General features: G+C 73.8%; 15 protein-coding genes. 3 read left to right on the top strand and 12 right to left on the bottom strand.

The genetic code is table 11. The features are described from left to right. Positions 1 to 24 precede the first annotated feature (24 nt). From rosag_RS01915 to rosag_RS01885, 7 genes are all read right to left on the bottom strand, one after another. Positions 25 to 2,691 (bottom strand): ABC transporter permease, encoded by a 2,667-nt coding sequence (locus tag rosag_RS01915; RefSeq protein ID WP_284348318.1) that lies wholly within the window; start codon positions 2,689 to 2,691, stop codon positions 25 to 27. A 21-nt stretch (positions 2,692 to 2,712) separates the two neighbouring features. Continuing rightward, positions 2,713 to 3,045, bottom strand: a complete 333-nt coding sequence (locus rosag_RS01910; RefSeq protein WP_284348317.1) for a PadR family transcriptional regulator — start codon at positions 3,043 to 3,045, stop codon at positions 2,713 to 2,715. Between the two features lie 146 nt (positions 3,046 to 3,191). Beyond that, positions 3,192 to 5,891 (bottom strand): ABC transporter permease, encoded by a 2,700-nt coding sequence (locus rosag_RS01905; RefSeq protein WP_284348316.1) that lies wholly within the window; start codon positions 5,889 to 5,891, stop codon positions 3,192 to 3,194. A gap of 1 nt (position 5,892) precedes the next feature. Continuing rightward, entirely contained in the window at positions 5,893 to 6,237 is a 345-nt protein-coding gene (locus rosag_RS01900) for a PadR family transcriptional regulator (protein ID WP_284348315.1), read from the bottom strand. 427 nt (positions 6,238 to 6,664) lie between these two features. Then, entirely contained in the window at positions 6,665 to 8,278 is a 1,614-nt protein-coding gene (locus rosag_RS01895) for an SDR family NAD(P)-dependent oxidoreductase (protein WP_284348314.1), read from the bottom strand. A 311-nt stretch (positions 8,279 to 8,589) separates the two neighbouring features. Further along, the gene (locus rosag_RS01890) at positions 8,590 to 9,819 is read right to left on the bottom strand and encodes a serine hydrolase domain-containing protein (protein WP_284348313.1); all 1,230 of its coding nucleotides are present in this window, start codon (positions 9,817 to 9,819) and stop codon (positions 8,590 to 8,592) included. After that, the gene (locus tag rosag_RS01885) at positions 9,816 to 11,105 is read right to left on the bottom strand and encodes a serine hydrolase domain-containing protein (RefSeq protein WP_284348312.1); all 1,290 of its coding nucleotides are present in this window, start codon (positions 11,103 to 11,105) and stop codon (positions 9,816 to 9,818) included. Before rosag_RS01885 ends, rosag_RS01890 begins: the two co-directional genes overlap by 4 nt. Positions 11,106 to 11,178: 73 nt before the next feature. Between rosag_RS01885 and rosag_RS01880 the strand changes: the two genes are divergently transcribed. Further along, positions 11,179 to 12,036, top strand: coding sequence for a PEP-CTERM sorting domain-containing protein (locus rosag_RS01880; RefSeq protein ID WP_284348311.1), 858 nt, complete (start codon positions 11,179 to 11,181; stop codon positions 12,034 to 12,036). Here the strand turns inward: rosag_RS01880 and rosag_RS01875 are convergent. The 3 genes from rosag_RS01875 to rosag_RS01865 form a co-directional block, all read right to left on the bottom strand. Beyond that, positions 12,023 to 12,991, bottom strand: coding sequence for a tetratricopeptide repeat protein (locus rosag_RS01875; protein WP_284348310.1), 969 nt, complete (start codon positions 12,989 to 12,991; stop codon positions 12,023 to 12,025). The two genes, rosag_RS01880 and rosag_RS01875, sit on opposite strands and share 14 nt — an antisense overlap. After that, positions 12,988 to 13,545: a hypothetical protein gene (locus tag rosag_RS01870; protein ID WP_284348309.1), complete on the bottom strand. Its 558-nt coding sequence runs from the start codon at positions 13,543 to 13,545 to the stop codon at positions 12,988 to 12,990. The genes rosag_RS01875 and rosag_RS01870 overlap by 4 nt, the downstream gene beginning before the upstream one ends. 310 nt (positions 13,546 to 13,855) lie before the next feature. Continuing rightward, the gene (locus rosag_RS01865; RefSeq protein WP_284348308.1) at positions 13,856 to 14,752 is read right to left on the bottom strand and encodes a PP2C family protein-serine/threonine phosphatase; all 897 of its coding nucleotides are present in this window, start codon (positions 14,750 to 14,752) and stop codon (positions 13,856 to 13,858) included. Positions 14,753 to 14,979: 227 nt separating this feature from the next. On the opposite strand from rosag_RS01865, the gene rosag_RS01860 reads away from it, so the two are divergent. Both rosag_RS01860 and rosag_RS01855 read left to right on the top strand, forming a co-directional pair. Beyond that, positions 14,980 to 16,689 (top strand): GMC oxidoreductase, encoded by a 1,710-nt coding sequence (locus tag rosag_RS01860; protein WP_345784806.1) that lies wholly within the window; start codon positions 14,980 to 14,982, stop codon positions 16,687 to 16,689. A 14-nt stretch (positions 16,690 to 16,703) separates the two neighbouring features. Next, positions 16,704 to 17,543 (top strand): gluconate 2-dehydrogenase subunit 3 family protein, encoded by an 840-nt coding sequence (locus tag rosag_RS01855; protein WP_284348306.1) that lies wholly within the window; start codon positions 16,704 to 16,706, stop codon positions 17,541 to 17,543. 179 nt (positions 17,544 to 17,722) lie between these two features. Here the strand turns inward: rosag_RS01855 and rosag_RS01850 are convergent, their stop codons facing one another. Then, positions 17,723 to 18,682 carry a 3-keto-disaccharide hydrolase gene (locus rosag_RS01850; RefSeq protein WP_284348305.1) on the bottom strand — a complete coding sequence of 320 codons (960 nt, stop codon included), beginning with the start codon at positions 18,680 to 18,682 and terminating at the stop codon, positions 17,723 to 17,725. Positions 18,683 to 19,151: 469 nt separating this feature from the next. Next, positions 19,152 to 21,500: a carbohydrate binding family 9 domain-containing protein gene (locus rosag_RS01845; protein WP_284348304.1), complete on the bottom strand. Its 2,349-nt coding sequence runs from the start codon at positions 21,498 to 21,500 to the stop codon at positions 19,152 to 19,154. Positions 21,501 to 21,645: the final 145 nt, after the last annotated feature.

Genomic DNA, 21,645 nt, shown 5'->3' with positions numbered 1-21,645 from the left:
GGCGGAGGCAAGCTGTGCGGGCGCCTACTCGGCCCGCAGCGACAGCGCCGGATCGACGCGGCTGGCGCGTCGCGCAGGGATCGCGGCCGCCGCCGCGGCCACCACCGCCAGCAGCAGCGCGACGGCGCCGTACGTGGCCGGATCGGTGGCGCGCACGCCGTACAGCATCCCCTCCGCGCGCGTCGAGAGCGCGACCGCGAGCAGCAGCCCCGCGCCGATGCCCACCGTCGCGACGACCGCCACGTGGCCCACCACCAGCGCGATCACGCTGCGCGACGAGGCGCCGAGCGCGATGCGGATGCCCAGCTCGCGCACCCGCTGCGCGACCGCGTAGCTCACGACGCCGTACGTGCCCACGATCGCCAGCACCAGCGCCGCCGCCGCGAACGCGCCGAGCAGCAGCAGCGGGAAGCGGCGCAGGAAGATCGACTCCGACTGCCGCACCAGGCTGTCCATCGTGTAGACCTGGTACAGCGCGACCTGCGGATCGAGCGCGCGCACCGCACCGCGGATCGCCGCCTCCAATCCGCCGACGTCCCCGCGCGTACGGAGCACGACGCGCATCGACACGTCGGGCAGCTGGCCGAACGGCAGGTAGAAGGTCGGCGCGACCCCTTCCTCCAGGCGGCCGATGACGACGTCGCCGACGACGCCCACGATCGTCGCCGGCTCGGCGTTGATCGTGAGCTGGCGGCCGATCGGGTCCTCGCGGCCGAACGCCTCGCGCGCCAGCGACGCGCTGACGATCACCAGCGCCGGCGTCGTCGAGTCGATGCGCGCGGGGAAGGTCGCGCCGCGCAGCAGCGGGATGCCCATCGCGCGGAAGTAGTCGGGCGTCACGCTGCGGAAGCTCGCCGACGGCTCGCGCCCTGGCGCCGGCTCGGGTGCGCCGACCACGCGGTAGCTGCTGCTGTTGCCCGCATCGAGTGGGAGCTTCGATGTCAGCCCCACGCTCTCCACCCCCGGCAGCGCGCGCAGCCGCGCCTCCAGCCGCGTGAAGAAGTCGATGCGCGAGGCCACCGGCGCGTACGCCACGCGCGGCAGCGGGATGAACGCGGTCGTCACGCGCTCCGCGCGGAAGCCGGGATCCACCGCCATCAGCCGCGTCCAGCTGCGCGCGAACAGCAGCGCGCCGCTCAGCAGCACGACCGTGAGGCCCAGCTCCGTGGCGACCAGCCCGTCGCGCAGTCGGCCGCCCGCGGCGCCGTCCGAGAGGCCGCGCCCCTGCCGCAGCGCCTCGAAGGCCTGCGGGCGCACGAGCCGCAGCGTGGACAGCAGCCCGAACGCCGCCGCCGCGAGCAGCGACCCGGCGACGGTGAACGCGGCCAGCCGCCAGCCGCCCACCGCCGCGAGGTACGGCATGCCGCGCAGCCGCTCCGGCGGGATCGCCGCGATCAGCGCGCGCACGCCCGCCTGCGCGAGCACGAAGCCCAGCGCGCCGCCGAACGCCGCGAGCAGCGCGCTCTCGGTCAGGAGCTGGCGCACCAGCCGCCCGCGCCCCGCGCCCAGCGCGGCGCGCACGCCCAGCTCGCGCGCGCGTCCGGTGCCGCGCACGATCAGCAGGTTGGCGACGTTGGCCAGCGCGACGATCAGCACGAGCCCCGCGCCGCCCAGCAGCGTCACGAGCAGCGGACGCACCGGTCCCGTGATCTCGTCGCGCAGCGGCACCGCGCGCAGCCCGCGCTCCGCCGACGTCTGCGGGAACTCGCGCGCGAGCGCGGCGGCCACCGCGTCCAGCTCCTGGCGCGCGCGTGCGACGGTGGCGCCCTCGCGCAGCCGCGCGAAGCCGCGGAACCAGCTCATCGAGCGCCGCGTGCGCCAGTCCGCCGGCCGGTCGAACGGCACCCACACGTCGGCCGCGCCCACCGGCGCGAACTGGAACGTGGCCGGCAGCACGCCGACGACCGTGTACGACGCGCCGTCGAGCTGCACCGCGCGTCCGACGATCGACGCGTCGCCGGCGAACTGCCGCTGCCAGAGCGCGTGCGACAGCACCGCCACGCGTGCGGCGCCGACGGCATCCTCGCCCTCGGCGAACAGGCGGCCGGCCGCGGGGCGCACGCCCAGCACGGCGAAGAAGTTGGCGCTCGTCTTCCCCGCCCACAGCACGCGCGGCTGCTCGCCCGTGCCGAGCACCATGCGGTTGCTGTGGTAGCCGGCGACGCCGGCCAGCGACCGCGCGCGCTCGCGCAGGTCGAGCAGCTCCGGGTACGAGAGGTCGCCGCGCGCGTCGGGCGCGTTCGTCGCGGTGCGCCACAGATGCACGAGGCGATCGGGCGCGGCGTACGGCAGCGGGCGCAGGAGCGCCGCGTCGGCGACGCTGAACACCGCCCCCGTGACGCCGAGGCCGAGCGCGATCGTGAGCAGCACGGTGGCGCTGAACGCGGGGCGGCGGCGCAGCGTGCGCCACGCGAACCGCAGGTCCTGTCGCCAGCTGGCGAACGACTCGGCCCAGCCGCGCCGGCGCAGCCGCTCGCGGTCGATCGCGGTCAGCTCCTCGCGCGCCGCGCGCACGTCGCCGAACTCGCGCGCCGCCAACCGCTCGGCCTCCTCGCGCGGGTGGCCGGCGGCGAGCAGCTCCTGCACGCGCGACTCGAGGTGGAACTGCAGCTCGTCGTCGACGTCGCGCGCCGCGCTGCGGGCCGAGGGCGCGGGGCGGACGAGCCGGCGGAATCCGTCGGATCCGGTCATCGGGGGCGGTCTCGGTGGGGGTCAGGCGGTGCGCAGGATCCGGAAGACGGCGGTCGCGTAGACCGTCCAGTCCTCGGCCTTGCGGGTCAGCTGCTGGCGCCCCAGGTCCGTGAGGCGGTAGTACTTCGCCTTCCGGTTGTTGTCGGAGAGCCCCCACTCGCTCTCCAGCCACCCGCGTGCCTCCAGGCGGTGGAGGGCGACGTAGAGGGCGCGGTCCTCCACCTGGATGGTCCCGTCGCTGGTGTCGCGGATCCAGCGCGCGACGGCGTAGCCGTGGCGCGGGCCCCAGGACAGGGTCTTGAGCACGAGGACGTCGAGCGTCCCCTGCAGGAGGTCGAGATCGGTCGGCGGCATGGTCTCCCCGGAACGTTTCCGGTGAGACAGTACGCGGCGCCCGATGGTTTGCGGGGCCCGCCCCGGGCTTTTCACCGCACGAGAACACGACGCGGGCGGCCACCGCGACTGCCGGCGACCGCCCGCGCGTCTCCCGCCAGGGAGGCTCAGCCCTCGTGCAGCACCGCCGCCGGGTCCACCCGCCCCGCCCGCCGCGCCGGCCACACGCTCGCCGCCAGCGCCACCGCGCCCGTCACCACCAGCACCGTGACGAACGTCGCCGGGTCGGTCGGCGCGACGCCGTGCAGGAACGCCCGCATCACGCGCGTCAGCGCCAGCGCCGACACGACGCCGATCGCCAGCCCCGCGCCGGCCTGCACCGCGCCCGCGCGCAGGCTCAGCCCCACCAGCTCGCGCGGCCGCGCGCCGAGCGCGGCGCGGATCCCGAACTCGTGGCTGCGCGACGCGACCACCTGCGCGACGATGCCGAAGATCCCGATCGCCGACAGCGTCAGCGCCAGCACGCCGAACAGCCCGAGCAGCCCCATCGCGAAGCGCGGCTCCGCGATCGACTGCCCGACGACGTCGTCCATCGTGCGGATCTCGGACACCGGCAGCCGCGGATCGAGCGCGCGGATCTGCGCGCGCACCGGCGTCACGAGCGTCGCCGGATCCCCGGAGGTGCGCACGACGAGGCTCATGCTGCGCGCCGTGTTGCCCGGCGCGCGCGCGTACTGCGCGAGCGTGGCGTAGAACTGCGGCTTCACGTCGAGCGTGAGCGCGTTGTGTCGCACGTCGTCCACGACCCCCACCACCGTGTACGTCAGCGAGTCGGGGCTGCCGCCCACGCGCACGCGTGCCCCCAGCGGATCGCGGCCCGCGAGGTACTTCTCGGCGAAGCGGCGGTTGATCACCATCGCCTGCGGCGCGCCCATGCCGTCGCGCGCGTCGAGGAAGCGGCCCGCGCGCAGCCGCAGCCCCATCGCCTCGAAGTAGCCCGGCGTGACGACCTGCCAGTCGCCCGGCACGCCCTCGCCCGGCGGCGGCGTGTAGCCCTCGACCCTGAGGCCCCAGTCGCCCATCTCGCTCGCCAGCGGCAGCAGCCGCGCGGCGCCCACGCGCTGCACGCCGGGCAGCGCGGCCACGCGCCGCTGCAGCTCGTCCCAGAAGCCGGCCACGCGCACCGAGTCGCCGTACCACGTGGACGGCGTCGACAGCCGCATCGTCAGCACGTGCTCCGCGCGGAAGCCCGCGTCGATCGCGAACAGGTTGCGCACGGAGCGGATCATGAGGCCCGCGCCGGCCACCAGCACGACCGCGAGCGCGACCTCCGCCACCACGAGCGACTGCCGCCAGCGCAGCCGCGCCGCACCGACCGTCGCGCCGCGGCCGCCGTCGCGCAGCTCGTGCGCGGGTGCGACGCGCGTCCCCTCGAACGCGGGCAGGACGCCCGACAGCACCGCCGCGATGGCCGCCACGCCCAGCGCGAAGCCCAGCACCGGGAGGTCGAGCTGCGTGTCGGCGACGCGCGCGAGCCCCGCGGGCGCGGTGTTCCGCACCAGCCACACGCCGAGCGCGGCGAGCATCACACCCAGCGCGCCGCCGAGCACCGCGAGGATCAGGCTCTCCATGAGCAGCAGCCGCGCGAGCCGCGGCGCGCCGATGCCGAGCGCCACCCGCACCGCGAGCTCGCGCCGCCGGTGCTCGCCGCGCACCAGCAGCAGGCCCGCGACGTTCGCGCACGCGATCAGCAGCACGAGGCCGACGGCCGCGAAGACGACGAGCAGCACGGGCCGCACGCGCTGGGTGATCTGGCGCTCGACGGGCACCGCGTAGGCGCGGAACTGCGGCGGCATCTGGTAGCCGTTCTGGCCGTCCACGCGCGCCAGCAGCGCCTTCAGCTGCGCGTCCGCCTGGTCGGTCGTCGCACCCGGCGCCATGCGCGCGACGCCGTAGTAGCCGTGGTTCCCGCCGTTCGGGTTGAACGCGGGTCCCGGCGTCGCGCCGTTCTGCGACGCATCGGTCGCGAGCGGGAGCCAGAGCTGCGTCGCGCCCGCGGCGCCGTAGTCGAGCGGGAGGCGGAAGCCCGCGGGCATCACGCCGACGACGGTCGATGCGCGCCCGCCGATCTGGATCGCGCGCCCGACGATCGCGGGATCGCCGCCGAAGCGGCGCTGCCACACGTCGTGCCCGAGGATGACGACGTTCGCGCCGTTCGGGCGGTCCTCCTCCGCCGTGAAGGCGCGGCCGAGCTGCGGCGAGACGCCGAGCACCTGGAAGAGGTTCGCGCTCACGCTGCCCGAGCGCACCCGCTCCGGCTCGCCCGTGCCGTCGGTGAGCATCGCCGCGCCGTCGGTGAAGATCGCGACGTCCTGGAAGGCGCGGATCTCGGTGCGGTACGCCTCCCACTCGTCGTACGAGAGCCACGTCTGGTCGAAGCCCTTCCACGCGCTCCAGACGACGGCGAGGCTCTCGGGGCGGCCCCACGGCAGCGGCGTGAGGAGCGCGGCCTTCACGACGCCGAACAGCGCCGTCGTCGCGCCGATGCCGAGGGCGAGCGTCAGCGCGGCGACGAAGGTGAAGCCGGGCCGCCGCCGCAGCGAGCGCCAGGAGAAGCGCGCGTCGTGCGCGACGTCCTCCAGCCAGCGCGTGCCGCGCTCGTCGCGCACCTCTTCCTTGTAGCGATCGACGCCGCCGAAGTCGCGCCGGGCGCGACGCCGGGCCTCGTCGGGCGGCACGCCGGCCTTCTCGAGCGCCTGCGCTTCCATGTCGAGGTGGAAGCGGACCTCCTCGTCGAGCTCGATCTCGTCCTGCCGGCGGCGACCCAGCGCGCGCGCGGCGGCCGCGAGCTCGTGGAACCGACCCATGTCACCCTCCCTGGAAGGCGTAACGGAGCACCCGATCGACGGCGCGCGAGGAGTGCTGCCACTCGGCCCGCTGCTCGGCGAGCTGGCGCTCGCCGGCGGGGGTGAGTCGGTAGTAGCGCGCGCGGCGGTTGTTCTCCGACACCCGCCATTCGGCCTTCACCCAGCCGCGGCGGAGCATCCGCTGCAGCGCGGGATAGAGCGATCCCTGCTGGACGTCGAACACCTCGCCGGAGATCTGGCGCAGCCGCACCGAGATCCCCCAGCCGTGCATCGGCTCGAGGGACAGGGTGGTGAGCACCAGCAGCTCGAGGGTGCCCTGCAGGAGGTCGCGGCGGGGATCGGGCATCGGAGTCTCCTTTAGACCAACTACAGGAAGAGATGGTTTGCATCCCGGTTCCGCGCCAGCTCCGGCGGGTGCCGCGGGCTGCGTGGCCGGCCCGCGCACCGGACCCATTCCCCTGTGGGGGAGGATGCGGATGCTCCGGATGAAAGCGGATCAGACGGATCGCTCCGTGTGGCGCATGGGACGTCGCGCCGCGAGGGACGATCCGAAGCATCCGTCTCCATCCGGAGCATCCGCATCCCTCCCACAGCCAAGGGGCCCGGGCGCGCCGGCCCCTGAAGAGCAAACGACGTTGACGGGATGACCGGATGACCAGGAGGCCCCGCGCCGGCGCTTGGAGCAATGCGCCACACGGAGCCTCCTCGTCATCCTGTCATCCTGTCTGCTCTTGCAGTCGATCCGCAGCCCGCAGACCGCGGCGCTCGAACGACTACCAGTCCGTCGGCTTGTAGTCCTTCAGGAACTGCCCCCACGTGTGCTCGCCCGTGTTGATCCCGGCGATGATCGGGTCCACGATGCGTGCCGCGCCGTCCACGATGTCGAGCGGCGGATGGAAGCGGTGCTCGGCCGTCTTGCGGGCCGCGATCTCCACCGGATCCTCGTCCGTCACCCACCCGGTGTCCACGGCGTTCATGTGGATGCCCGAGCTGTGGTAGTCGGCGGCCGAGGTGCGCGTCATCATGTTCAGCGCGGCCTTGGCCATGTTCGTGTGCGGGTGGCGCGTCGTCTTGAAGCGGCGGTAGAACTGCCCTTCCACGGCCGACACGTTCACGATGTGCTTGTCGCGCTCCGGCGTGCGCGTCATCAGCGGCTTGAGGCGCGCGTTGATGAGGAAGGGCGCGACGGCGTTCACGAGCTGCACCTCCAGCAGCTCCACCGACGGCACCTCGTCCATCTGCATGCGCCACGAGTTGCGGTCGCGCAGGTCCACCTGCTGCAGGTCCTGGTCGAGGCGCCCCTCGGGGAAGAGGTGCGCCTGCGCCTGCATCTCCTCGGGGAGCAGCGCGACCTGCGACAGCTCGGCCGCGTGCGTGAGGCCCGCCACCACCGTCGCCGCGCGCGCCACCTGGCCGCCCGTCGTCGCCAGCGCCAGCCCCGCGTCCTCGGCCCCGCCCTCGGGCAGCATGCGGTAGCCGCGCAGCCCCTCGTACGCGCCGAGCACGCGGCGCGCGCTCTCGGGCAGCTCGTGCAGCGCCGCCGTCTCGCCCGCCATCATGTGGGCGTAGAAGTCGGGCGGCCGGCGCACGGTCTGGCAGGCGTTGTTGATGATGAAGTCCAGCCGGTCGCGCGTCTGCAGCAGGTGGTGGCAGAACGCCTCGACGCTGGGCGTGTGGCGCAGGTCGAGCCCGAAGATCTCGAGGCGGTGGCCCCACTCCGCGAAGTCCGGCTCCGCCGCGTAGCGCGCGGCCGAGTCGCGCGGGAAGCGCGTCGTGACGATGAGCGACGCGCCCGCGCGCAGCAGCTTGAGGCCGGCCTGGTAGCCGATCTTCACGCGCCCGCCGGTCAGCAGCGCCACGCGGCCGGTGAGGTCGGCCAGCTCGGTGCGCTTCCGGTAGTTCAGCTCCGCGCACTCGGGGCAGAGCTGGTCGTAGAAGTGGTGGATGGCCGAGTAGTCGCGCTTGCAGATGTAGCAGTTCTGCGGCTCGACGGCCTCGCGGAACTCCGGGTCGCCCTCCACGTCCTGCTGCTCGAAGTTCACCGGCGGGAAGTAGTTCTGCGCGGTGAACACCGGCTCGCGGCGCAGCTTGCGGATGCCGGTCGCGTTCAGCACCTGCTCGGCGCGCTCGACGCGGGTCGCCTTCCGCTGCCGCTTGCTCGCCTTCACCAGCTGGCGCCGGTCGACCGCGTCGGGACGCGAGACCTGGCCGGCCGCCTTCAGCAGGCGCGTGCGGTCCTCGGGCGACACGCGCGCCAGCAGCGCCCGGTCGTCGACGATCGCCTCCAGGAGCTCGGCCGCGGCGCGCAGCCGCTCGGCCAGCGACTCGGCGTCGTCGGCCGGCAGGAGGAAGGGGTCGGTGGAGGTGGAGCTGAGCGTCGAGGACATGCGGCGAAGCGACTGCGGGACGGGCCGCGGGAGGGGCGTGCGGCTGGCACCCCGGGGACTGGAGCGTGCCCGGGGCCCTTGCAACATAACGACTTAGGCCCGCTTTTCGACCCCATCGGACCGCCTGCGGTTCCCGCGCCGGCCCCCTGTGGCTCTTGGAGAGGTTACGGATGCTCCGGATGATACGGATGCTTCGGATCGTCCCGCGTGGCGGCGACGTCCCATGCGCCCGAACGGTGCGATCCGAAGCATCCGCCAGATCCGGAGGATCCGTATCCTCCCCAAAGGCGAACGGGCCCCGCGCGTCGCCATCACGGCGAACGATCGACTTCCTCCGGCGTCTCGACGCCCGGCTCCTTCCGCACCCGCAGCCCGTCCACGACCGCCTGCTGCACCAGGTCGTGCACGCGCCGCCGCGCTCCGCCGATCCCCACGCTCTCGCCGCGCTGGTGCACGCGGTGGAGCAGCAGCACCACGAACAGCTCGCGGTCCGGGTCGATCCAGAGCGAGGTGCCCGTGAAGCCCGTGTGCCCGTAGCTCCGCCGCGAGAAGAGCGTCCCCGCGCCCGTCGCGGGCGCCATCGACGTGTCCCAGCCGAGGGCGCGGCTGGCGTCGGCGCGCTGGGCGGCGGTCCAGCGCGCGACCGTCGCGGGCGACGCGATGCGCGCGGTGCCGTAGCGGCCGCCGTTCAGCATCGTCTGCGCGAACACCGCGAGGTCGCGCGCGGTGGCGAACAGTCCGGCGTGTCCCGAGACGCCGCCCATCGCGCGCGCGTTCGGGTCGTGCACCACGCCCCACGCGACGTCCGTCGGCGCGATGCGGCGGCGCAGCGCGTGGTCCGACGTGTCGGGGCGGAACCGCGCCTCGCGCATGCCGAGCGGGCGGAAGATGCGGTCGCGCACGAAGGCGTCGAGCGGGCGGCCGGTGACGTGCTCGATCACGGCCTGCAGGAGCACCATGTTCCAGTCGCCGTACTCGGTGTACGCGCCGGGCGGCGCCTGCACGGGGCGCGCGTTGATGGCGCGCACGTACGCCTCCTTCCCGCGCACGTGCGCGTAGAGCGGCGCGCCCGCTTCCAGCCCGCTGCGGTGCGTGAGCAGCATGCGCACCGTGATCCCCGCCTTGTCGCGCGCGTCCAGCGCGGGCACGTAGCGGCGCACCGGGCGATCGAGGTCCAGCCGTCCCGCGTCCTCCAGCGCCATCGCGGCGGTGGTGGTGGCGACGACCTTCGTGAGCGACGCGAGGTCGTAGAGCGTGGACGCGTCCGCGACCGGCGCGCCCGCGCGCCAGTCCGTCGTGCCGTAGCCCTGCAGGTGCACGAGCCGCCCGCGCCGCCCGACGGCGAGCACCGCGCCCGGCACCTTCGCCTCCGCGACCAGCGCGCGCATCGCGGAGTCGAGCTGCGCGCTCAGCCCGGGCGCGAAGCCCGCGGCCTCGGGCGGTGCGGCGACGAGCGTGTCGCCCCACGTCGCGCGCGCCTGCGCCGTCGCGCCGCGCGACGCGAGCGCGAGCAGCAGCGCCAGCCGCGCGACCCGTCTCACGGCGCCGAGACGCCCGCCGGCAGCGTCGGCGCCTCCCACTGGATCAGCGGCGCGTCGGTGATGGCGCGCTGCACCGCGTCCGCCACCTGCCGTCGCAGCGCGGGGTGCAGCGTCCCCTCGCCGCGCGAGTGCACGCGGTTCAGCAGCAGCACGACGAACACGCCGCGCTCGGGATCCATCCAGAGCGACGTGCCCGTGAAGCCCGTGTGCCCGAAGCTGCGCGGCGAGAAGAACTGGCCGGCGCTGGAGCTCTGAGCGGGCGTGTCCCACCCCAGCGCGCGGCTGGCCGAGGGCCCCTGCGGCGACGTCCAGCGCGCGACGGTCTGCGGCTTCAGCAGCCGCACGCCGCGGTAGCTCCCGCCGTTCAGCAGCATCTGCGCGAACACGGCGAGATCGCGCGCGGAGGAGAAGAGCCCCGCGTGCCCCGACACGCCACCGATCGCCCACGCGTTGCCGTCGTGCACGGTGCCCCACTGCAGGCCGCCGCGCGACGTGTCCACCATCGTCGGCGCGATGCGGCGGCGCAGCGCGGCGTCCGACGTGTCGGGCGTGAAGCGCGTGTCGCGCATCCCCAGCGGCGCGAACACGCGCTGCGCCACGAACGCGTCCAGCGCCTGCCCGGTGATGCGCTCGATCACCGCCTGCAGGAGCACCATGTCCCAGTCGCTGTACACGGTCTGCGTGCCGGGCGCGGAGCGCAGCGGGCGCGCGTTGATCTGCGCGAGGTACGCCGCGCGGCCGCGATGCTGGCGATACAGCGCCGCGCCGGCCTCCAGCCCGCCCTGGTGCGTCAGCAGCATGCGCACGGTGATGCCGGCCTTGTCGGGCGCGCTCAGCTCGGGCACGTAGTCGCGCACCGGCCGCGCGAGGTCCAGCCGCCCCTCCTCCTCGAGGATCATCGCCGCCGTCGTCGTCGCCACGACCTTCGTCAGCGACGCGAGGTCGTAGAGCGTCGCGGCGTCCACGCGCGGCGCGCCGTCGGGCCAGTCGGTCGTGCCGTAGCCCTTCAGGTGCACGAGCCGTCCGTATCGCCCCACCGCCAGCGCCCCGCCCGGCGCGGCGCCCGCCGCGAGCGACGCGCGCATCAGCGAGTCGAGGCGCGCGGTGAGCGTGGGCGCGAGACCCACGGTCGGCGGTGAGCCGACGACGAGCGAGTCGGTCGCGGCCAGTCGCGCGGGCGCGGCCACGGGCGTCGGCGCCGTCGCGATGGGCGTGACGGCGGGCGCGCACGCCGCGCTGCCGAAGAGCGCGAGCAGCGCGAGTGGGGAGAGGGGTCGCGGGAGCATCACGCCGCCCCGTCGCACGCTCCGCGCCGCGTGAGCCGAACTGCTCATGCGACGCGCGCCCGCGATCCGTACGATGCGCGCGTTCGTCGATCCTTCCGATTCCGTCATCACCGCCGTCTTCACCGTGGGCTTCACCGTCATGCGACTCCCGATCCTCTCCCTGATCGCCGCGGGCCTCGTGGCCGCGCCGGCGCTGCACGCGCAGTCCGTCGTCACCGAGACCGGCACCACGTACACCACCGCCCGCCTCTCGTCGGCGTCCACGACCGGCTCGGCGATGGCCGGCATGCAGGTGACGGCCACCTTCGCCGACGGCGAGATCGTCTCCGGCGTGTGGGGCGACCTGGGCGACGAGCTGTTCGGCGTCAGCACGCAGCGCTTCCGCCTCTCCCTCGGCGCGGAGCTCAACACGGGTGCGCCGTTCGACTTCCTCTGGTCGCTCGACAACCTGTGGTCGGGCGGGCTGACGCGGCTCGTGCTGAGCGGCGCGCCGGGCGGCACGGTGTTCGACATGAACGGCGACGAGGTGCTGACCGAGAACTCCGCGCTCGGCATCGCGCTGCGGCTGCAGGGCGAGGATCCGTTCAGCCCCTCGCGGTACGACGCCACCGCGACGGTCACGTACCGCAACGCCGTGGCGCTCGTCGGATCGTCGCCGATGGGCGACCTGTTCGAGCAGGTGGACCTGCTCTTCGGCGGCGCGTCGCCGCTCGCCGCGGGCACCAGCGTCGCGTTCGACCTCGACACCGACACGATCGGCGAGGGCACGACGCTCGATCCACAGGGCGGCACCGGCGGCGGGAACGGCGGCGGCGGTGGCGCTCCCGTGTCGACGGTCCCCGAGCCGACGACCGTCGCGCTGCTCGGCGGCGGGCTCGCGCTGCTCGGCGGCGTGCGCGTGCGGCGCCGCCGCACCGTCACCCTGGGCTGACGGGGAGCGCGGCCAGCGCGGCGCGGGCGCGAGTCGCGATCGGGCCCGCGCCCACCGACTCCGCCAGCTCCGCGGCCAGCGTGTAGCAGCGCGCGGCGACGCCGTCGAGCATCGGCTCGCCGCGCGCGCGCTGCACGTCGCCCAGGATCACCAGGCACTCCGCGCGGCGCGCCTCGTTGCCCACCTTCGAGAAGTGGCCGAGCGCCTCGCCGATGTACTGCTCGGCCTCGTCGAGGCGGCCGAGCTGCAGGCACACCTCGGCCTCGTTGCGCACCGTCAGCAGCAGGAGGTCGAGCTCCTGCAGCTCGCGCGCGATGGCCGCCGCCTCGCGCAGCAGCGGCACCGCGGCCGCCGGCTCGCCCACCTCGATGCGCGCGGCGCCGAGGTTGTTGAGCGCGATCAGCACGCCGCGCCGGTAGCCCGACTCGCGGAAGCAGCCGAGCGACGCGACGAACAGCTCGACCGCGTGCGCGTGCTCGCGCCGCCGAGCGGCGAGCATGCCGACGTTCTGCAGCAGCAGCCCGCGCACGCGCGGGCCGGGATTGCACTGCAGCGCGCGCTCGAACACCGCCGTCGCGCGCTCCGCGTCGCCCTGCAGGATGGCGACGCCGCCGTCGGCGTTCAGCGCCTCGGCGTACAGGTCGGTCAGGCCGGCCTCCTCCGCGAGCGTGGCGCTGCGGTCGTAGGCCGCGCGCGCCTCCGTCCACGCGCCGCGCGCGCGGTGCGTGTCGCCCATGCGCCGCACCGCCTCCGCGCGCAGCGCCGGCGTCTCGGCCAGCGCGAGCGCGGTCGCGTACGCGCGGTGCGCGCGCGCCTGGTCGCCCGCGTACTCGAAGCGCTGGCCCTGCGCGATCGCCTCGCGGACCTCGTCGTCGGCGCGCTGCACGACCGGCGTGTACGCGGTGCGCGGCGGCATCGGCGACGTCCCCTGCGACGTCGACTGCGGCGCCGTCACCAGGCGATCGTGTAGCCGGAGAAGTGCGGCGTCTGGAACCGCAGCGTGCGCGCCGTCGGGTCGAGCAGGCCGCCCATCGGCGCCAGCAGCGCCTTGGTGTCCGAGTCGATGTACCACGCCTGTAGCCCCGCGGGGAGCAGCCCGCCGCACGTGGACAGGTCGAGCGTCACCGTCACCGGCCGCGCGAACAGGTAGTGCGCGTAGCCCTCGGCGTGGACCTCGATCTCGAGGTTCTGGCCGGCGACCACCTCGAGCGAGAACGTCTCCGGCTCCGGAACCGCGCCCGCGGGGAAGTCGACGCGGAAGCCGTCCACCACCAGCGCGCCGCCCTCGGGTCCCACGACCGCCGTGCCGCGCCGCGACGCCTCGGTCGGACAGGCCAGCCGCGTGACGGTGCCGAGCACGCCGCCGACGACGCTGCCGAGGAGGCCGCCTGACGGCGCGGCGGTCGGGGCCAGCGCGCGCGGCGCGGTGGGGGCATCCGGGCGGTCGCAGCCGGCGCCGGCCAGCGCGAGCAGGAGCGTGGCGGCGCGGAGGAAGCGGAAGGCTCGCATGGACGGGGAGTGCGCCCGCACGCCACGGGGACGTGCGGAGGGTGGTGCGTCCTCCCCTGGTGGAGGAGGACCGCGCTGCGGACCGCCGGACGACGGCCCTCCGTCGGACGCGCCTGGGGCGCGCGACCGACACTGGCGACGATGGATCAGCCTAGCGCGTCACGCAGCCGGGGCCGCGTGACGCAGCGCACCCAGCCATGCAATTCTCGGGCACGCCAGAGGCCGTCCGTCGTCACGCTGCGGGCCATCGGCGCACGGTGTGCGCGACGGGCTCGACCGTCGGAATCGACGTCAGGATCGCGCGCCGCGGTCAGTCGGTAGCGCGGGGCAGCGCGCGTCCGACGACGAGGGTGACGTTGTCGCTGCCGCCGCGGTCCAGCGCCAGCTGCAGCAGCTCGCGCGCGACCTGCTCCGACGACTGCATGCGGCGCAGGCGGTCGGCGATCTCGTCGTCGCTGACGTGCTTCGTCAGGCCGTCGGTGCAGACGAGGATCACGCTCCCGCGCTTGCCGACGTCCACGCGCGTGATCTCGGGGAGCGCCTCCTTGGCGCCGATCGCGCTCGAGAGCACGTGCGCCAGCGGCGACGCGGTCGCGCGCTCGCGCGACAGGACGCCCTGGTCCACCAGCTCCTGCGCCAGCGTCTGGTCCTTCGTCACCTGCTGCAGCACGTCGTCGCGGAAGAAGTAGACGCGGCTGTCGCCCACCTGCACGACGTACATCCACGGCCAGATGACGATGCCGAGCGACAGCGTGGTGGCCATGTCGCGCGCGTCGCTGCGCGTGCTCGCCTCGGCGCGCACCGCCTCGTGGGCCTCGATCGCCGCGGCGCGCAGCGCCTCCATCAACTCGGCGTCGCCCGCGGATCCGGCGGCGTGGTACGAGCGCAGGCTCGACGCGACGTAGTGCGTCACCGCCTCGGTGGCGAGGCGGCTGGCCATGCTGCCGGCCGCGCTGCCGCCCACGCCGTCGGCCACGAGCATGATCGTGGCGAGCCGCTGCCCGCGCAGCGACATCGCGGCCGCGTCGGGGAGGCTGGTGCCGTGCACCACGACCTGCGGGTGCACCGTGCAGAGGAGGAAGTGGTCCTGGTTCTCGGTGCGCACGCGGCCGGCGTGCGTCAGCCCGTAGAGATCGAGCTCGTCGTCGCGCGGGCGGTCGTCGCGCGCCTGGGGATCCTGGGTGGCGAAGGGCGAGGCGAACTTCATGGCCGACTCGGCTCGGGGGAGCGGCGGGGACTCCGGACGGTCCGGGGCACGATGCGCGAGCAACGTCGGCGCCACAAGGCACGGGCGGCACCGCGCCTCGCCGCGCCGCGCCCCGCCTCGCCACGCCGCGCGACGAGCGAATCCGCGACGGCGGATCGCCAACGCGCGGACCGCAGGCGATATTCGCGCAGGACGGCCCGGGCACGCACCCCGGGCGACCGCCGTCCATGCCGCCGTCAGCCGCCGAGGAGGGTACGGTGCAGGCCCAGGAATACGATGCGATCGTGGTGGGGTCGGGGATCTCCGGCGGCTGGGCCGCCAAGGAGCTCACCGAGAAGGGGCTGCGGGTCCTGATGCTCGAGCGCGGGAAGAACATCGAGCACATCAAGGACTACGTGAACGCGACCAAGGGGCCGTGGCAGTACCCGCACCGCGGGGGACGCACGGTGGCGATGGAGGAGCTGTATCCGGTCCTCAAGCGCGACTACCCGCTGAACGAGAAGAACCTCGACTGGTGGGCGAGCGACCGCGACGCGCCGTACACCGAGGTGAAGCGGTTCGACTGGTACCGCGGGTACCACGTGGGCGGCCGCTCGCTGATGTGGGGGCGCCAGAGCTACCGCCACGGAGACCTCGACTTCACCGCCAACGCGCGCGAGGGCGTCGCGACCGACTGGCCGATCCGCTACGCCGAGATCGCGCCGTGGTACGACCACGTCGAGCGGCACGCGGGGATCGCGGGCACGCGCAACGGCCTGGAGGTGCTCCCCGACGGGCAGTTCCAGCCGCCGATCCCGCTCAACTGCGTGGAGGAGGAGTCGGCGCGGAAGATCGCGGCGCGCTTCGGCGGCGCGCGCCACATGATCCACTCGCGCGTCGCCAACGCGACGCTGAAGCTGCCGCACCGCAATCCGTGCCAGTTCCGCGACGCGTGCTGGCTGGGCTGCCCGTACGGCGGGTACTTCAGCACGCAGTCGTCCACGCTGCCGGCGGCGGCGGCCACGGGGCGCCTGACGCTCAAGCCGTTCGCCATCGTGAGCGAGGTGCTCTACGACCGGGACGCGAAGCGCGCGACGGGCGTGCGCGTGATCGACGCGATGTCGAGCCAGACGACGGACTACAAGGCGAAGCTCGTCTTCCTGTGCGCGTCGGCGCTCAACTCGACGTGGCTGCTGCTGCGCAGCGCGACGGACGTGTGGCCGGGCGGGCTGGGGAGCAGCTCGGGTGAGCTGGGGCACAACCTGATGGACCACCACTTCCGCATCGGCGCGTCGGGGCGGATGGAGGGGTACGACGACAAGTACTACTACGGCCGCCGGCCGGCGGGCTTCTACATCCCGCGCTACCGCAACGTGGGGCGCGACAAGCGCGAGTACCTGCGCGGCTTCGGCTACCAGGGGAGCGCGAGCCGCGACGGCTGGTCGCGCGCGGTGGCGGAGCTGGGGATCGGCGGGGAGTTCAAGGACATGGCGTCGGAGCCGGGCCAGTGGCGCATGGGCGCGACGGCGTTCGGCGAGATGCTGCCGCACCACGACAACAAGGTCACGCTGGACCCGAACAAGAAGGACAAGTGGGGGCTGCCGGTGCTCGCGATCGACTGCCAGATCCGCGAGAACGAGCACAAGATGCGGAAGGACATGGGCGTCGACATGGCCGAGATGCTGGAGGCGGCGGGAGCGAAGGACGTGAGCGTGTACGACGGCGACTACGCGCCGGGCATGGGCATCCACGAGATGGGCACGGCGCGCATGGGCACGAGCGCGAAGAACTCGGTGCTGAACAAGCACAACCAGGTATGGGACGCGCCGAACGTGTTCGTGACCGACGGCGCGTGCATGACGAGCGCGTCGTGCGTGAACCCCTCGCTCACCTACATGGCGCTGACGGCCCGCGCGGCGGACTTCGCCGTGAACGAGCTGAAGCGGCAGAACCTCTGACCGGGGCCGCGACGATGGCGAACGACTTCGAGAACGGCACCGAGTCCCAGACGCCGTCCCCCGCCCTGCTGACGCGCCGCGAGGCGGTGTGGCGCGTGAGCGCGATGCTCGGCGGCGTCGCGCTGGTGGGCGGCACGTCGTTGCTGGCGGCGTGCGAGCGCGGCGAGCGGCCGGCTGCGGCGGCCGACGGCGCGTACAAGCCGGTCGGAAAGTTCACGGCGCAGCAGGTGGCGCTGCTCGACGAGATCGCGGACACGATCCTGCCGACGACGGCGCGGAGCCCGGGCGCGAAGGCCGCGGCCACGGGCGCGTTCATGGCGCTGATGGTGACGGACAGCTACCGCGCGCCCGAGCAGCAGGTGTTCACCGACGGGCTGGCGAAGATCGACGCGGCGACGCAACAGGCGCACCGGGTCGGCTTCATGCAGGCGACGCCCGCGCAGCGCACGGCGGTGCTGACGGCGCTGGACCGCGAGGCGAAGACGTACATGGACGCGCGCGAGCGGGCCAAGACGCTGGCGGCGGCGAGCGGGCAGCGCGTCGAGCGCGGGCCGCAGGCGCCGCCGGAAGGGACGCAGGTGATCACGGACAAGCAGGCCGCGAGCGACTCCGCCGACAAGAACCTGCCGGACCAGCGGCAGGAGAACGCGGGCACGGGCGAGATCGCGAGCGGCACCGTCGCCGCCGACGCGCCGGCGCACTACTTCCGGATGATGAAGGAGCTGGCGATGCTCGGCTTCTTCACGTCGGAGATCGGCTACACGAAGGCGATGCGCTACGTGGAGTCGCCGGGGCGCTACGAGCCGTGCGCGCCGTACGCGCCGGGCGACCGCGCCTGGGCGCCGCACGCGTGATGCAGCGCGGCGGACCCGAACGTCGAACGGCATTTGCAAGGATCAAAATCTGAGAAGATCTGATAACGACGGATGGCTCCGCGTTGGGCGGCGTTCCTCGCCACCACGCGGAGCCATCCGTCGTTATCGGACGTTATCCGATCTTCATCCTTGCAATGCCGTTCCCGCTTCCGCAGCGCTCAACGGGCGGGCGTGATCACGACATTGCGGAACTCGACCGCCGTGTGGTCGCCCTGCAGCAGGATCGGCCCCGGCGCGCCCTCCTCGCTGTCCAGCGCGCCGCCGGTGATGCCGGGGATGATCTGGTCCGCGATCACGGTGCGGCCGTTCAGCACCACCGTCACGCGCCGGCCGACGAGCGTGATGTCGTACGACTGCCACTCGCCCGGCCTGCGCGACGCATTCTCGCTCGCGGGGAGGAAGCCGTAGACGCCGCCGACGTTCAGCGGCAGCAGCTCCGGGCGGTCGCCGCTGTCCTCGACCTGCACCTCGTAGCGGCCGCGCAGGTAGACGCCGCTGTTGCCGCCCTTCGGCACGCGGAACTCCACGTGCAGCTTGAAGTCGTCGAACTTCCGCGTCGTCACCAGGTTCGCGCCCGACGCGGTGTTCGTCAGCACGCCGCCGACGACCTTCCAGTTGTTGGTCCCGCCCTGCGTCGTCCAGCCGGCGAGGTCGCGGCCGTTGAAGAGCGGCACCGGCGTCCCCCACCGCGGTGCGGCCGCGCGGCGCAGCGTCGGGGCGCGCGTCGCGGTCCAGGTGCGCCGCTCGCCGTTCGGCAGCACGAGCGATCCCGTCATCCGCTCGCCCGCGACCGTCCCCTCGACCGTCAGGTCGCCCGTCCCCTGCTCCCACTGCGGCGGGATCGCGAAGCGCATGGTGCCGTCCGCGAAGTCGATGCGCCCGATGGGCCGCGCGCTGCCGACGTTGCCCACGAAGCGCCCCACCAGCGCGCTGTTCCCGGAACGCGACACCTCCAGCCACGACGGCGCGATGGAGCCGTCCGGCTGCGTCACCCGCAGGTCCCACCGGCCGACGATCGGCGGCTCGGCCGCCTGCGCGCGAGCGGCCGCGGGCAGCGCGAGCAGGGTGAGGGCGAGCCAGGAACGCGCACGTGGCGCGCGGCGATCGGGACGGGACACGGGTCGGCTCCGCGAGAGTGTGGATGGTACGCTACCGCGCGGACGCGGCGCGCGGAACGGGCGGAATCCGAGCTGCGATGACAGCAGGGATACCTCGGCGCCCAACTTCGCGCCCGAACTCTTCTCCGGTTGGAGAGGATACGGATGCTCCGGATGGAGCGGATCATTCGGATCGTCCCCCGTGGCAACGACGTCCCGTGCGCCACGCGGAGCGATCCGGAGCATCCGCCGCATCCGGAGCATCCGCATCCTCTCCAATGGCCACAGGGCCCGGCGCGCAGGACGCGAAACGGCGAACGGCTTTGACAGGATTGGACGGATTCGACGGACAAGCGCGGATTACGCTCCGCGTGGCGGCGAGGTGTCGTGCGCCGCGAGGAGCGTAATCCGGCTCTTGTCCGTCCAATCCGTTGTAATCCTGTCGAATGCAGTTCGCCGTTCGGGTCCGGCGAGACTGCGTGACGCGTGCTCAGTCGCCCTGCTTCAGCCGGAACAGGTAGCTCAGCTTCACGAACAGCGCGTCGTTCACGCGGCGCAGCTGCTGGAACGCCAGCGCGTCCGGCTCCGTGAGCGTGTTGCCGTAGCCCGCGAACACCACCGTGCCCGGCGTCGGCCGGTACGAGAACAGCCAGTCCGTGCGCAGCGCGTTGCCGCGGCGCTCCACCGACGGCACGAAGCTCCCCGCCGTCGGCCCCGTGGTGAGCAGCACCTCGCCCGTGCGCGGATCGCGCAGCGCCGCGCGCCGCGTCGACTCGTACTGCGACACCACCCGCACCAGCACCGGGCGCGCCACCTGGTACTCGGCCCGCACGCGCGGGATGCGCAGCGACTGGATGCGCGCGCCGTCGCGGCGGCGCGTGAAGCTGCTGGCGACGTACGTCGCGCCCACGCGCAGCCGCTCGTTCGGGCGCAGGTCCAGCGACGCGTTCCAGTCCTGCCGCCGCACGCGCGACGACTCCAGGAAGTCCACGTCGTTGCCGACCGTCGTGCCGGCGGACGCCGCGAAGCGCCGGAACTGCGGCGTCGCGACCGAGAACGAGGACACCGTCGTTCCCGTGCGCGCCGACGGCACGAACGGCGCCGGCGCCGCGCCGTTCGTGCCCGCCGTCCGCAGCCCGCGGTAGTTCGCCGGGTCGAACGCGTAGCTCGCGAGCGCCGGCGTCACCGACACCGACCAGCCGCGGCGGAAGGTCAGCTGGTTGTTCGCGGAGAGGCGGTGCTCCAGCCGGCTCTCGCCGTCGAAGAAGCCGTCGTAGCGCCAGAGCGCGCTCGTCTGCACGAAGACGTTGTAGCGCTCGAAGAACCCGCCCGGCCGCCCGAACGCCGTGAAGCGGTTGTTGAAGCTCGGCTGCACGAACCCGGTGCGCGGCACGAAGCCGTTGTCCGTCTGGAAGTCCGGCGCGATGCCGAGCAGCGCGTAGTGGAAGCCGAAGCTGCGGCCCGTGCGGTCCACGACCGCCTCCCACATCGGCGCGGTGCGGCGCACGCCGTCCTGCGACGTCGTGCTCCCCACCGCCTGGAACTGCGCGAAGTACATCCCGCCGAAGACGAGGCGCGCGTCGGCGCCGACGACGTGGTTGTCGCGCGCGCCGCTCGTGCGGCCGCTGTACAGCACGCCCGCCGTGGACTGGGTGCCGAGGTCGCGCCGCAGCCGCATGATGCCGACGAACGGCCGCGAGCCGTCGAGGGTCGTCGCCCGGTCGTCCATCGCGGTGAGCAGCGCGACGTCGTTGCGCCCGATCTTCCCCGTCAGCTTGGCCGCCGCCTCGGGACGCACGATGCGCCGCGTGTAGACGAGCGTGTTCGGCACGTTGAACTGATCGCTTCCCTCGACGAAGAACGGGCGCCGCTCCGGATAGAAGAGCGCGAATCGCTGGTCGGTGGCGATCTGCGTCGCGTCCGCCTCGACCTGCGAGAAGTCCGGGCGGATGGTGCCGTTGAGGACGAAGTCGCTCCCCATCGCCCAGCGCACGTTGCCACCGACGTTGGCGTCGTTGGCGTAGCGCCACCCGTCGCCGTTCGACACGCGCGGCGTGCCCGCCGTCGTGTTGGTCAGCTCCGGGTTCAGCTCCACCACCTGCCCGTGGCGCATCCCGGTCAGCCCCACCAGGCGTCCCGCCTGCGCGATGAAGGAGGCCGAGCCGCGACGTGCGGGCGTCCACGTCTGCTCGTAGCCGCTGTGCTGCACGCGCCGCACGACCTGCAGCCCCCACCGCTGCGGATTGCCCACCGCGTAGCGGATGCTGCTGAACGGGACGCGCACCTCGACCTCGTAGCCCTGCTCGGTGACGCGGCCCTTGGAGCGCCACTGGAAGTCGGCGCTGAGGTCGTTCTGCCCCGGCGCGACGTTGGCGCCGGGGATGAAGCCGCCGCCCTCGCTCTTCGTGCCGTCCGCCTGCACGCCGAGCGGGTTGACGATGAACACCAGCGCGCGGCGCCGCTCGTCGAAGGTGTCCAGGTGCAGCTCGACGTAGTCGTCGCTGCTCACGCGGTCGCGGTCGGCCAGCGTCGCGCGCACCGCGCCGTGCGGCTCGAAGGCGCGGATGCCGAAGTGGATCGCGGTCGGCGAGTACCACACCAGCACCTCGGTCGAGTCGGGCGCGGGGCGGCCGTCCACCGGCTGGTAGAGCGAGAAGCCCGTGAGCACCGCGGCCTCGCGCCACGCCGGCTCGTCGAGCCGGCCGTCGACCTCGATCGCCTGCTCCAGCCGCGGCGCGCGCACCTCGAGCTGGCCGCGGAGGCCGTGGTGGACCGGCGGCGCGGCGGGGTTGGCGGCGGCGAGCTGCAGCGGGAGGGCGAGGAGGGCGGCGAGCGGCATGCGGCGGTGCGGGACGATTCGGAGCGGTGGGAGACGGCCGGCCCAAACGTAATGCGCCCCGCCCCACGCCTCTTGCGGCGACATCCGTTCCCGGTAGCTTGGCGCTCCCGAAGAAAATCCGAACACGCCCCACCCACCACCACTG

Origin of the sequence: Roseisolibacter agri, from assembly GCF_030159095.1 — a bacterium.
Lineage (GTDB): Bacteria > Gemmatimonadota > Gemmatimonadetes > Gemmatimonadales > Gemmatimonadaceae > Roseisolibacter > Roseisolibacter agri.
Note: the sequence above shows the minus strand (reverse complement) of the source record. Positions and strands in the feature narration are given on the sequence as shown.

What these genes read in the sequence shown, in the direction of transcription:
- rosag_RS01895 (WP_284348314.1), bottom strand. Translation starts at nt 8,278, where the DNA reads ATGTCCTCGACGCTCAGCTCCACCTCCACCGACCCCTTCCTCCTGCCG.
- rosag_RS01880 (WP_284348311.1), top strand. Translation starts at nt 11,179, where the DNA reads ATGCGCGCGTTCGTCGATCCTTCCGATTCCGTCATCACCGCCGTCTTC.
- rosag_RS01915 (WP_284348318.1), bottom strand. Translation starts at nt 2,691, where the DNA reads ATGACCGGATCCGACGGATTCCGCCGGCTCGTCCGCCCCGCGCCCTCG.
- rosag_RS01870 (WP_284348309.1), bottom strand. Translation starts at nt 13,545, where the DNA reads ATGCGAGCCTTCCGCTTCCTCCGCGCCGCCACGCTCCTGCTCGCGCTG.
- rosag_RS01855 (WP_284348306.1), top strand. Translation starts at nt 16,704, where the DNA reads ATGGCGAACGACTTCGAGAACGGCACCGAGTCCCAGACGCCGTCCCCC.
- rosag_RS01905 (WP_284348316.1), bottom strand. Translation starts at nt 5,891, where the DNA reads ATGGGTCGGTTCCACGAGCTCGCGGCCGCCGCGCGCGCGCTGGGTCGC.
- rosag_RS01900 (WP_284348315.1), bottom strand. Translation starts at nt 6,237, where the DNA reads ATGCCCGATCCCCGCCGCGACCTCCTGCAGGGCACCCTCGAGCTGCTG.
- rosag_RS01845 (WP_284348304.1), bottom strand. Translation starts at nt 21,500, where the DNA reads ATGCCGCTCGCCGCCCTCCTCGCCCTCCCGCTGCAGCTCGCCGCCGCC.
- rosag_RS01910 (WP_284348317.1), bottom strand. Translation starts at nt 3,045, where the DNA reads ATGCCGCCGACCGATCTCGACCTCCTGCAGGGGACGCTCGACGTCCTC.
- rosag_RS01885 (WP_284348312.1), bottom strand. Translation starts at nt 11,105, where the DNA reads ATGCTCCCGCGACCCCTCTCCCCACTCGCGCTGCTCGCGCTCTTCGGC.
- rosag_RS01860 (WP_345784806.1), top strand. Translation starts at nt 14,980, where the DNA reads ATGCCGCCGTCAGCCGCCGAGGAGGGTACGGTGCAGGCCCAGGAATAC.
- rosag_RS01865 (WP_284348308.1), bottom strand. Translation starts at nt 14,752, where the DNA reads ATGAAGTTCGCCTCGCCCTTCGCCACCCAGGATCCCCAGGCGCGCGAC.